This window comes from Helicobacter anatolicus, assembly GCF_021300615.1.
In the GTDB taxonomy this organism is placed as follows: domain Bacteria; phylum Campylobacterota; class Campylobacteria; order Campylobacterales; family Helicobacteraceae; genus Helicobacter_H; species Helicobacter_H anatolicus.
Genome location: NZ_JAJTMY010000002.1, coordinates 176,217 through 188,600 on the forward strand (window position 1 = coordinate 176,217; position 12,384 = coordinate 188,600).

The window sequence follows — 12,384 nt, forward strand, 5'->3', positions numbered from 1 at the left end:
CTAAGCCTTAGATCTTTGATAATTTAAAATATTTTTTATTTTTCTCTAAAAAAATCATTAAAGGCATCAATAAATTTTTGATTTTTTCCAACTTTTTTTTCTATAAAAAATGGTAGAGAGTAAAGAGTGAGTTTTTTATCTTCAGCTTGCATTTTTTTATTTTGGATAGTTTGCAAAAATTCTTCTTTCCAAGCATCTTGTGTGGTTAAATGCCCACCTTTTGCCTCAAAAAAACATTCAATGCTTAAAAACTTATCATTTTCATTTTTCTTTTTTCCAAAGAAAATAAAATCAGGTTCAAAACCTTGTCCATAAGTTGAGCCTTCGCGATTATCAAAGAGTTTAAATTCTTCGAATCCATCGTTTCTCACAATAAACCATTGCGAAAAAACTGCATTAATTTTCTCTTTATTTCCTTCAATAAAATTCAAAAACTCTTTTTCTAAACCACTATCATGACTTAAGTTATGATAATAAAGCCACTCAAAATTATCTGAATCTAAATTTAAATTAGTGACATCTTTTTCTTCTGACTTAAAAATTACTCGTTCCCCTAAATTTAGCCTATAGGCTTTAAATTCTGTCACTTCGTATTCTTGCTTGATTTCTTCTTTTATCTTTTTAAAATTCTCTAGAATAAATTTTGCAATTTCTAAATTATTTTCTGTGTTAAAAACTTGTTTTTTTGAAAATGAAAAATCAATATTTTTTAAATAATTCTCTATAAACTCATTTTTACTTTTAACATTAAAATTTTCATTAATTTCTTTAAAGCCTAATCCAAGCATATTCATTGCCTTAAGAAAAAATTTTGTAGGAATGCGATTTAGTTTTGCAAGCTCTTGAAAGTTGCGTTCTTCTTTTATCTCTTTAAATTGTTCTTCACTTTCTTTGATTCCTTTAGCAAATAATGGAATATTTCTTTTGATTTTTTGCTTCATTTCCTCTTTTGTGATCTCAAAATGTTTCAAATCCTGCTTTTTAATTCGTTTATTTTTTGCATAATAAATTTTATTGTCTTTGATAATATGTTCTAGTTTTTTGTTTGGGGTAAGATTAATGCATCTTTTTTTGTTTTCAAATGAAAGTCCTTGATCCCTCATGCTTTTATTAAGATTTTTGATAAATTCTACTTCATTTAGCGTGTGATAGCTTAACCTCTCTAACATACTTAATTCATTATCTAAATCATTGTCAAATTTTCTTTTATAGGTTAAATCTGGAGCAAACTCGTTAGTTTTGAAAGGATAGTATCTTGCTCCTCTTCCTATGAGTTGAGCTTCTTTTGTTGTAACGGCTCCGCTTGTTTTATTTCCAAGTCTTACGATATCAAAAAGATTGAGCACATCCCAGCCTTCATTTAGTTTATCCACAGTAAAAATTACTCTCACTTGATTATGAGAATCTTCCAAAGAATTTAAAAGAATTTGATTTTTTTCAAGTTCTTTTTCATCATTTGTATTAAGAATGTAGGTTTGTTTGAAATTATTTTTAAGATAATTGACAATATTTTCTAAATATGCTTCTTTAAACTCTTTTTGAAAAAACTCTAAACTTTTTGCAAAAAGCTCACTCTCCCTTGAATCAGTGCTTTTGTAAAAATTATCAATCATGCGTATATCAAGATTGTCTAAAAATTCTAAAAAAACCTCTTGATTTGCCTCTGAAGTTTTGATAGCTTCGCTTTTAAAAAGAATTACAGGTTTCAAAGCGATTTGATATTTTTGGGCAAGAAGCTCTCTATAAAGACTTAAAAGAATCCCACCTAAGAAGCGATCTTGCAGGCTTTTATTTTCATATTTCATCACAAAAATACGCTTAGAATATCCATCTTTGCAAAATTTTGCTAAATTATATTCATAGATGATTTTATCTCTATACTTCTTTAAAACATTGTCATCTCTTGGGATTGTTGCACTAAATTCAAACATTAAATTTTCTTTATGGCTTTCAAAAGCTCTTTTGGTAATGGCTTCCCATCCTTCTTTTTTCTCTTGTTCTTCTTTATTTTGTTTTTTTGTGTCGGCATTTAAATGATGTGCCTCATCTGCTAAAAAAACTAATTTTCTATCCTTAAAATCTTCAAAACTCAAAGCATTTTCTCTTTCATATTTTAAAAGCGAAAAAAGAGATTGGATCGTAGTAAAATAAAGATTGATGCATCCTTCTTTGCTTTCAAAAAGATTATGGATTACATTAATCTCTACATGAGAAGAATTAACAACAATCGGATTTTTAAAAAGATATTTACTTGAAGTTTTGTCTGCAAAATTTGCTTTTGTTTTTTCTACGATAGTTGTTTTATCCACAAAGAAAATAAAATCCCTATAACCTCTTTTGTAGCAATCAAGAATTAATGCTGCCATCATAAGAGTTTTTCCACTCCCTGTGGCCATATTAAACATCAAATGTCTTTCTTTAATACTTTCAAAGTTTGCAAGATAATATTTAAGTGCCTCTTCTTGATAAATTCTAAGTTCTTTACTTAGATTTTCTTTAATATACGCAGGGATCTTAAGATCCTTCAATCCTCTTTTTCCAAATTCTTCTGTAAGCTTTTCATATAATTTTTTATCACTCATTACTTATCCTCATAAAATATTCTATTTAACTCTATTACCTCTGTATCAATCTCATAGCTATTATCTTCAATATCTTCATAAGGGAGATAGTCCATATTAGAATCTAAAATAAGCTTTAAGACTTCTTTTTTATTCTCTAAATCCAATTCTTTAAAATCTTTATCTTTAATTACATCTTCTAAATCCACTCGATAATCTAAAAATGCTTTAGATTCTAAATCTTGATAGATTTTTTCTAGCTCTTTTTCATCTTTTGAGTTTTTTATTTTTTCTTTATAGAGGGCATTTAAAGGCATTAGCTCTGCATACACAAAGCTTCCTCCACCATTCCATTTCACTGCTTTAGAGATTCCTCCTTGCTCTCCATCTATTACTTTTTTAAGTCTTTCTTTGGTAATAGATTCTATATAGTCCATTTGTTCAATGCCTATATATCTCCTATGCATCTTATGAGCAACGGCTAATGTAGTCCCACTCCCTGCAAAAAAATCCATAATAAGGTCGTTTTCATTGGTAGATATTTCGATTATTCTTTGAAGTAGGGCTTCGGGTTTGGGGGTAGCAAAAAGCTCTATTTTTTGATTTTCTTGTAAATTATCTTTTTCTTTATCAAGGGGGACAAGGAGCTCTACTTGCGAAGCGTCCCCCTTATCCCCCTTTTTATCCCCCAAACCCCCAGCACGCTGTTGATCTAAGAAAAGGGCTTTGATTTCACTATTCCCGCTGGTATGTAAATCCATAAAATTAGTATCAATAATTAGTTTTTCTCTTGGTTTTACCCAATATTCTATAGTGTTATTTTGATTTCTTCTTACAAATTCTAAATCATTGCCTCGATTTTTATGATATTCATAATATGACTTCAAATCATGAAAGTCTGATTGTTCAAAGTCCTTGTAATTTTGTAGAGCTTTTAATCCTCTACTTTTACTCCATTTCCACTGTCCCCTTGTGATATTTATACCATCTATTTCATATCTCATTGTTGGTCTGTTTGCATTAGAATACAATCCAGCCCACAACCCTGATTTTTGTTTTTCATTGGCTTCTTTAACATAAGGATTTGTGTAATAAAACTCAGAGCTTTTTTTATATACTAAAATATATTCAAATCCAACATTTAAAGTTTTAATTTTTTCAAATTGTGAATTTAGACTTTTTGTACCTCTTTTAACAGCTATACAATTCACAAAATTCTCCCTCCCATATATCTCATCCATTAGCACTTTAAGGTAAGCTTGTTCATTATCATCACATTGTACAAATATCACTCCATCATCTTTTAAAAATTCTTTGGCTACTTCAAGGCGATTTTTCATAAAGGTAAGCCAAGTAGAATGATTGAATCTATCATTGTAATTAAAGCTATCATTGCCAGTGTTATAGGGTGGATCAATATAAATAAGTTTAACTTGTTTGGCGTATTTACTTTTTAGAGAATGTAAGGCTAGGAGATTATTTCCCTTGATGAGGAGATTAGGGGAAGAGGAGAGTTGAGTTTGAAGATCTTGCTCACCAAAGGCTTGAAAATTTTGCAAAGCCTTTTTTGAAAAAAGCACATCGATTTCATCTTTTGCTAGAATCTCATGAAAAAATATTTCTTGTGATTTTTGCTCATCTTTGCTTTGACTTCCTTTGATTACTCCATCTTTAAAAGCAAAATTTAAAACCACTTCATTGCTAGATTTTAAAAAACCTTTTGTTTTAGTAGATAATCCGATTTTGCTTACATAACCTGTATAGCTTCCCCCTAAACTCTTAAGATCTAAAAAGTTTAAAAAATCATTGAGTTTAAAAATTAAGCTTAAAGAAGTTTGCATAAAAAAACGACTTTTAAATTCCTCTTGATATTTACTTTCTTCCAAAAGATATTTGAGTAAAACTTCATCATATTTTTGAGCTAAATTTCTCACCATTCCCAAAGTTTCAAAACGATTTTTTAAATCTTGTAATAAATAATCTTTTAGCATTGCTTATCCCCATAAAATTTTTCATTCAAAGCGATCACTTCTTGAGAGACTTGGTAAGTCATATCTTTGATCTCTTCATAAGGGAGATAGTCCATATTAGAATCTAAAATAAGCTTTAAGACTTCTTTTTTATTCTCTAAATCTAGATCTTTAAAATCTTTATCTTTAATTACATCTTCTAAATCCACTCGATAATCTAAAAATGCTTTAGATTCTAAATCTTGATAGATTTTTTCTAGCTCTTTTTCATCTTTTGAGTTTTCTATTTTTTCTTTATAGAGGGCATTTAAAGGCATTAGCTCTGCATAGATAAAGCTTCCTCCACCGCTCCATTTCACTGCTTTAGAGATTCCTCCTTGCTCTCCATCTATTACTTTTTTAAGTCTTTCTTTGGTAATAGATTCTATATAGTCCATTTGTTCAATCCCTATATATCTTCTATGCATCTTATGAGCCACTGCTAATGTAGTCCCGCTACCTGCAAAAAAATCCATAATGAGGTCGTTAGAGTTTGTGCTTACTTCTATAATTCTTTTTAATAGAGATTCTGGTTTAGGATATTTAAAATTCTCTACAAATCCTAATGGAATAGCTTCTTTTGTAGCTACTTGATTCATATATTCATTGTTTGCAAATTCTAAAGTATCAAAAGTTTTTAATGTTGTTTTTAAATCCTTTAAATATCTTTTATAAATAAATCCTCTTTCATCTTCTCTATGCTCTTTTTTAAAGCAAATTCGCCCCTCATCAATATGTTTTTGCATTGTATTTTTTGAAAAAATCCAAAATCTCCCATCTGGCGGATAGTCAATTTTTCCTGTATAGGGATTTTCTACTGCGAAATAACCTGTCTCTATATTGCCACTTTTTGCACTTGGATTATCGCTGATCCAAGCGCCATTTGGATCGTTATCTGGATTTTTATATTTACTTAAATCTTTTTGACCACCTAATAAGCAAATTTTTGATTTATCTTTTGCAAAACACAAACAGTTTTCATGCTGAATATTAATGCCCGTTTTAGCATCATTTGTTGTCGATTTTGTTTTTCGTATAAAATCTCCCACAAAATTCTCCCTCCCAAAAATTTCATCCATCAACACCTTAAGGTAAGCTTGTTCATTATCATCACATTGTACAAATATCACTCCATCATCTTTTAAAAATTCTTTGGCTACTTCAAGGCGATTTTTCATAAAGGTAAGCCAAGTAGAATGATTGAATCTATCATTGTAATTAAAGCTATCATTGCCAGTGTTATAGGGTGGATCAATATAAATAAGTTTAACTTGTTTGGCGTATTTACTTTTTAGAGAATGTAAGGCTAGGAGATTATTTCCTTTTATAAGGAGGTTGGGTGAGTTAGTAAGTGCTAAGCTTAAGTTAGATTCTAAACTTTGCTTATTGTTAGTAGATTTTGCAATTAAGTTAGATTCTACAGAATCTAATAGGGGATTAGTATCTAATAAAAGGCTATTGTGTTGCTCCCCCCCCCCCATCACTTTTTTGGATAAATTCAAAATTTTGCAAAGCCTTTTTTGAAAAAAGCACATCGATTTCATCTTTTGCTAGAATCTCATGAAAAAATATTTCTTGTGATTTTTGCTCATCTTTGCTTTGACTTCCTTTGATTACTCCATCTTTAAAAGCAAAATTTAAAACCACTTCATTGCTAGATTTTAAAAAACCTTTTGTTTTAGTAGATAATCCGATTTTGCTTACATAACCTGTATAGCTTCCCCCTAAACTCTTAAGATCTAAAAAGTTTAAAAAATCATTGAGTTTAAAAATTAAGCTTAAAGAAGTTTGCATAAAAAAACGACTTTTAAATTCCTCTTGATATTTACTTTCTTCCAAAAGATATTTGAGTAAAACTTCATCATATTTTTGAGCTAAATTTCTCACCATTCCCAAAGTTTCAAAACGATTTTTTAAATCTTGTAATAAATAATCTTTTAGCATTATTTTTTCCTTTTAACTCATCCTCATTTTGCTAAGGATTGTTTTTTAATACTTTTTGTTTAGGTATTTTTGAAGCTTTTCCTATCCCCAATCCGTCCCCAGTCAATGTATTTTTTTATATTTTTTAGGTATGATTTAGGTTTATTTTATTAAAAAAGCAATTTTTATTATAACCTAAATATCCTTTATTTAGCTATTTTAGTAAGTTTTGTGATTTTTTATGTATGATTTATAAATTATGAAGAAAAACTATGGCGGAGAGAGAGGGATTCGAACCCTCGAAGGCTTGCACCTTACACGCGTTCCAGGCGTGCTCCTTCAACCACTCGGACATCTCCCCAAAAAAAGTGGGTGCGAAATTATAGCAAAAAAATGCAATTTTTATAGGAAGTTTGCGATTTTGTAATGAGTAAAAAAGTCGTAAAGTTTGGTTTTGTTAAGTTTTTTTTTATCAAGTTTTTGTTAAAATACAAACCTTATTTATATCGCCTAATTTTTATAATCGGAGTTTTTTGGTGTCAAGGTTTTTACCCTTTTTTGCTGTATTTGTTGTGATTTTTAGTGGATGCTCTTTGTTAAATATTTTTCAAGGCAATTTTGATCGCAATGAGTGGGAGTTGGAAAAAATTGTAGTTGAAAATAAGGAATATAAAGGCTTGCGGGGAATGAAAAATAAAGCTTTAGAAATGCTTAATACAAAAGATTCTGAAAATAAAGATCTTAATGTGTTGGATACAAAAGAGGAGCAGCAAGAAAAAAAATCTAGTTTAAAGGGTGAAAAATTTGATGATGAAAGTTTTGCTCCTTATGAAGGACAAACGCCAATTGGTGTTGGTGAATTGCAGGAGTTAGCACAAAATGACAATATTTCTACCTGGAGTTTTGATCCTACACAAAATAAGATTTATGGCATTGCAGGGTGTAATCATTATTCTGCAGATTATACCTGGAGAGATGCGGATAATATAGAGATTTATGGAGTAAATGTTACAAGAAAGCTTTGCACGCCTTTTGTGGTGATGAATTTTGAAATACGCTTTTCACGACTTTTAAAGGGTGTATTTTTTGTAGAAAAAAAAGGTAAAAATGCTATGATTTTGAGAAATCAAGATGTGATGATTTATTTAAAGAGTAAATGAAAAAAATAGTGCAAGAAGTTTGTTCTTCTAATGAAATTAAAAAATCTATATTCTTGGGATTTTTATTGCCCTATACAAATTTTGTAACCAAAATGCAAAAATTAAAAGATAAACATCCAAAGGCAGTGCATTTTGTGTATGCGTATCGTATTTATGAAGATGGGAAAGTTATTGAGCGATTTAGCGATGATGGAGAACCAAAGGGGAGTTCAGGAATGCCAGTTTTAAATGTATTGCGTGGTAGAGATTTAGTAGATTGTGCTGCGATTGTTGTGCGGTATTTTGGAGGGACTTTGCTTGGTGTGGGAGGACTTGTGCGTGCTTATACTCAAAGTGTGGTAGATTGTATTAAAGAAGCGGAAAAATCTTTATTGTTAGATGAGTTTTTGTTAGAGGAGAGCTGTGAAATTTGTTGTCAATATGCTTTGTTAGGTAAAGTAGAGTATTTGGCAAAAAAATTAGCTTTGCGAATGGAGAAAAAAACTTTTGAAGCAGATGGAGTCGTGATAGTTTTGATGGGAGAGAGGAAGGGGCTTGATATTTTTAGACAAGAATTTTCTACAATGCAATTTAATTTATAAGGGAGAATAATGGAGATTATACAATTTTTTAACTATGTAAAGGTTTTTCATATTTTATCTGTGATTTCTTGGATGGCAGCACTTTTTTATCTTCCACGACTTTTTGTTTATCATAGCGAAAATTTTGAAAATGAAAATTTTGTAGAAGTGGTAAAAATACAAGAGCGTAAGCTTTTTAATGGTATTGCTACTCCTGCTATGGTGATGAGTATTTTGAGTGGAATCACGATGATTTTTTTACAGCCAGAGTTGTTTAAAACAGGAATGTGGATTCACATAAAATTACTTTTTGTGATTTTGTTGCTAGTTTTTCATTTTTCTTGTCTATATTATCTTAAAAAATTTATGCGTGATATACGGGTAGCAAGTGGTAGGTTTTTTCGTTTTTATAATGAGATTCCTACAATTTTACTTGTTGTGATTGTTGTGTGTGTTGTATTGCGTTTTTGAGATTTAAGGAGAAAAAATGGCAAAGTTATGGGGTGGAAGATTTAATAAAGAAAGTTCAAAGTTACTAGAGCAGTTTAATGCATCTTTGCCTTTTGATTATAAATTGTGGCATTATGATATTTTAGGGTCCAAGACACATGCAAAAATGTTAAATAAAATTGGGATCTTGATGGATGAGGAATATCAAAAAATTATAGAAGGGTTGGAATGTATCGCAAAAAAAATTAAAGCAGGGAATTTTGTATTTGATATTGCAGATGAAGATATTCATATGGCAATCGAAAAGGCTTTAATTGAAGAAATTGGAGAGGTGGGCAAAAAATTACACACCGCAAGAAGTCGCAATGATCAAGTGGCTTTAGATTTCAGAATGTATGTTTTGGATTCTAATCGTCAAATTCAAGAACTTATCAAAAAGTTAATGCATACACTTTTAGAAATTGCAAGTAAGCACACAGAAGATATTATGCCTGGTATGACACATTTGCAGCATGCTCAACCTATAAATTTTGGATTCCATCTTGTAGCATGGTGTGCAAATCTAAAAAGAGATTTAGAGCGTTTGTCTGATAGTTATAAGCGTAATAATTATTTACCACTTGGTTCTGGTGCTATGGCAGGTACACCTTATAAAAATGATCGCGTGATGATGGCAAAGGAATTGGGATTTATTGCTCCTACTTTGAATGCAATGGATAGCGTGAGCGATAGGGATTTTGCATTAGATTTATTGTATGATCTTTCTGTGTTGATGATGCATATTTCACGCATGGCAGAGGAGCTTGTGCTTTGGAGTAGTTATGAATTTAGATTTATTAGACTTTCTGATGATTATGCTACAGGAAGTTCGATTATGCCACAGAAAAAAAATCCTGATGTGCCAGAATTATTAAGAGGAAAAAGCGGAAGAGTTTTTGGAAATTTGATGGGGCTTTTGGTAGTAATGAAAGGATTGCCATTTGCCTATAATAAGGATACGCAAGAGGATAAAGAAGGGGTGTTTGATAGCGTAGAGACTTTGAAAATTTCTTTGGAAATTTTAAATGCAATGTTAGAAAATATGGAAGTGTGTCAAGAAAATATGTTAAAAATGGCACAAATTGGACATTTGAGTGCTACAGATTTGGCGGATTTTTTGGTGCGAGAATGTGGTATTGCTTTTAGAGAGGCACACCATATTACAGGTAGGGTAGTGGCTTATGCAGAGCAGAAAGGTGTAGATATTTCTTTGTTAGATGAAGAAGAGATTTTATCAATTGATTCTAGAATTAAAAGTGGAGTTAAAGAGGTGCTTTGTTTGCATGCATCAATGAATGCAAGAGATTCTTTGGGAGGAACGGCAACTACGCAAACAAGAGAGCAAATTTTGCAATTACAACAATTTTTAATGGATAAGTGATGGATAAGCAAGAAAAAATTATAGAAATGTTTAATAGCATTGCGCCTAGCTATGATAGAGCAAATCGGATTTTAAGTCTTGGAATTGATATTGCATGGAGAAAAGATGCATGCAAAAAGGCTTTGTCAATGCAACAAAATAAGCATTTAAAAATCGCAGATATTGCCTGTGGGACAGGAGATATGATTTTACATTGGGAGCAATACAAAGATACAAAAGAGGTAGAGTATTTTGGAATTGATCCTTCAAAAGGAATGCTTGAAGTTGCAAAAGAAAAACTAAAAGATTTATTAGAAAATAATAGGGCAAAGATTTTTATTGGACAGGCACAGAATCTAGAAATGCTTGAAGATGAGAGTATGGATATTGTTTCTATTGCTTATGGAATTAGGAATGTTGTTGGACTTGATGAAGCGCTTAGCGAATTTGCACGTGTTCTGAAACCACGAGGATTGCTTGTAATTTTAGAATTTACTAAAAAAGAGCAAAAAGGGTTAATGGATAAAATGATGGGGTTTTATACAAAAAAAATTTTACCATTTATTGGCGGAATAATATCGCGTAATTATAAGGCATATGCATATTTACCTGATTCTATTGATGGTTTTTTAAGCAATAAAGATCTGATAGAAAAAATTGAAAATAATGGCCTGAAAATCAAGATGCTAAAAAGTTATAGCGCAAATATTTCGACATTATTTATTGCGACCAAGGAGTAAGGATTATGCAAAATAGTTTTTTGGGGACATTTGTAATGATTTCTCAATGGCAAACATTGGGGGTTTTATTTGTATTATTTATGTTATTTTTTATGCTAAAAAAGATGCAGGATAAGCAGATTGATTTTTCTGTGCGTATGCTGATTGGATTATTTTGTGGAATCTGTTTTGGAATAGGGTTGCAGTTTATGGCAGGATATCCAAGTCAAGAAGAAATAAAAAATATTACATGGCTTTATGAATTGAGAAATTGGTTTGGATTTTTTGGCGATGCTTTTGTAGGTTTTATCAAAATGCTTGTAATTCCAATTATTGGAATTTCTATTATTAAAGTAATGCTTGATATTGATAAAGATATTAAGCTTTCTTCTTTACTTACTAGAGCGTTATTTTGGATTTTATTTACTGCAGCAATTGCGGGATGTGTAGGTGTATTTTTGGGATATAGTTTTCATTTGGGCTTACATGTTAATGGTTTTGAACCACAAGGTGAGATTAGAGAAGTAAAAAATCTTACGCAAATTTTATTAGGACTTATACCAAGCAATATTATAGATTCTATGCTAAAAAATAATGTAATTGCTTTAGTGGTATTTGCATTTTTGATTGGCTTTGGTGCTAAGGCATTAAGTAGGGAAGAAGGGCTAAAAGATGCTTATGGTGTGTTTGAAAAATTTATCACAGCAATGCATAAAATTATTATGGATATGACTTTATTTATTATTCGCTTTATGCCTTATGCAGTGATTTGTATGATGAGTGAGGTTTTGTTGTCTAATGGTTTAGAAGCAATTAAAACCGCGGTTGATTTTGTTATTTTGATTTATATTGCGATGATGGCGATGTTTGTAGTCTATGCAATTATTTTACTTTTTATGGGGCTTAATCCTTTGATGTTTTTTAAAAAAGCTTTACCAGTTTTTGTGTTTGCATTTACAAGTCGTTCTTCTGTAGGGACATTGCCATTAAATATTTCTACCTTGCATAATAAACTTGGAGTGAGTACAGGAGTGGCAAATTTTGTGGCTTCTATTGGCACTACGATAGGAATTAATGGTTGTGCGGGATATTTTCCTGCTTTTGTAGCAATTTTTATTGCAAATACTTTGGGGGTACAGATTGATTTTAGTTTTATTGTAATGATTGTTTTGATGGTGGTGTTAGGGTCTTTAGGGATTGCAGGTGTGCCAGGAGCAGCAACAATGGCAGCAAGCATTATGCTAACGGGTATTGGATTTGGAGATCATTTTATGTTATTAAGCATTGTACTTGCAATTGATCCTATTATTGATATGGCAAGGACTACAAGTAATGTAGCAGGTGCCATGGTATCAGCAATTTGTACAGATAAGGGAATGGGTAGTTTGAATAAGGAGGTGTATAATGGATGAGACACAAAGCTTTGAAAAAAAAGTAGAAAAAATTAAAGAAATTTTGTCGCAATTAAATCATGACGATCTTAGTCTTAAAGAAGGGGTGTTGCTTTATAAAGAGGGGATTAGTATTTTACAAGAAGCACAAAAAATGCTAGAAAATGCACAAATTGAGTATGAAGAAATTAAAAGTCAGATAAAAGGATAGG

General features: G+C 30.9%; 10 protein-coding genes, 1 tRNA gene and 1 pseudogene. 7 read left to right on the top strand and 5 right to left on the bottom strand.

Translation table 11 applies throughout. The annotated features are described in order from the left end of the window. Positions 1-35: 35 nt before the first annotated feature. The 5 genes and pseudogenes from LW133_RS03570 to LW133_RS03590 all read right to left on the bottom strand — a co-directional run bounded on the left by LW133_RS03570 (position 36) and on the right by LW133_RS03590 (position 6,854). Positions 36-2,582, bottom strand: a complete 2,547-nt coding sequence (locus tag LW133_RS03570) for a DEAD/DEAH box helicase family protein (protein WP_233076525.1) — start codon at positions 2,580-2,582, stop codon at positions 36-38. Then, on the bottom strand, positions 2,582-4,552 hold the full coding sequence (locus LW133_RS03575; RefSeq protein WP_233076534.1) for a site-specific DNA-methyltransferase: 1,971 nt from the start codon (positions 4,550-4,552) through the stop codon (positions 2,582-2,584). Before LW133_RS03575 ends, LW133_RS03570 begins: the two co-directional genes overlap by 1 nt. Next, positions 4,546-6,114, bottom strand: coding sequence for a site-specific DNA-methyltransferase (locus LW133_RS03580; protein ID WP_408610456.1), 1,569 nt, complete (start codon positions 6,112-6,114; stop codon positions 4,546-4,548). The genes LW133_RS03575 and LW133_RS03580 overlap by 7 nt, the downstream gene beginning before the upstream one ends. A gap of 202 nt (positions 6,115-6,316) precedes the next feature. Next, a pseudogene (locus LW133_RS07430) lies at positions 6,317-6,514 on the bottom strand (site-specific DNA-methyltransferase); the annotation flags it as partial. A gap of 252 nt (positions 6,515-6,766) precedes the next feature. Continuing rightward, positions 6,767-6,854: transfer RNA gene (locus LW133_RS03590), tRNA-Ser, on the bottom strand. Positions 6,855-7,086: 232 nt separating this feature from the next. On the opposite strand from LW133_RS03590, the gene LW133_RS03595 reads away from it, so the two are divergent. Genes LW133_RS03595 through xseB form a run of 7 tightly spaced genes read left to right on the top strand, consistent with a single transcriptional unit; the run spans position 7,087 to position 12,383 of the window. Beyond that, positions 7,087-7,653: an META domain-containing protein gene (locus LW133_RS03595; protein ID WP_233076545.1), complete on the top strand. Its 567-nt coding sequence runs from the start codon at positions 7,087-7,089 to the stop codon at positions 7,651-7,653. Continuing rightward, positions 7,650-8,234, top strand: coding sequence for an IMPACT family protein (locus LW133_RS03600; RefSeq protein ID WP_233076547.1), 585 nt, complete (start codon positions 7,650-7,652; stop codon positions 8,232-8,234). Before LW133_RS03595 ends, LW133_RS03600 begins: the two co-directional genes overlap by 4 nt. Positions 8,235-8,243: 9 nt before the next feature. Next, on the top strand, positions 8,244-8,684 hold the full coding sequence (gene hemJ, locus LW133_RS03605) for a protoporphyrinogen oxidase HemJ (RefSeq protein WP_233076549.1): 441 nt from the start codon (positions 8,244-8,246) through the stop codon (positions 8,682-8,684). A gap of 16 nt (positions 8,685-8,700) precedes the next feature. Next, the gene (gene argH / locus LW133_RS03610; protein ID WP_233076551.1) at positions 8,701-10,083 is read left to right on the top strand and encodes an argininosuccinate lyase; all 1,383 of its coding nucleotides are present in this window, start codon (positions 8,701-8,703) and stop codon (positions 10,081-10,083) included. Beyond that, positions 10,083-10,802 carry a bifunctional demethylmenaquinone methyltransferase/2-methoxy-6-polyprenyl-1,4-benzoquinol methylase UbiE gene (gene ubiE / locus LW133_RS03615; protein ID WP_233076553.1) on the top strand — a complete coding sequence of 240 codons (720 nt, stop codon included), beginning with the start codon at positions 10,083-10,085 and terminating at the stop codon, positions 10,800-10,802. Before argH ends, ubiE begins: the two co-directional genes overlap by 1 nt. A 5-nt stretch (positions 10,803-10,807) precedes the next feature. Beyond that, a complete protein-coding gene (locus LW133_RS03620) occupies positions 10,808-12,193 on the top strand; it encodes a cation:dicarboxylate symporter family transporter (RefSeq protein WP_233076555.1) in 1,386 nt (461 codons plus the stop codon). Continuing rightward, positions 12,186-12,383, top strand: coding sequence for an exodeoxyribonuclease VII small subunit (gene xseB / locus LW133_RS03625; RefSeq protein ID WP_233076557.1), 198 nt, complete (start codon positions 12,186-12,188; stop codon positions 12,381-12,383). Before LW133_RS03620 ends, xseB begins: the two co-directional genes overlap by 8 nt. Position 12,384 lies beyond the last annotated feature (1 nt).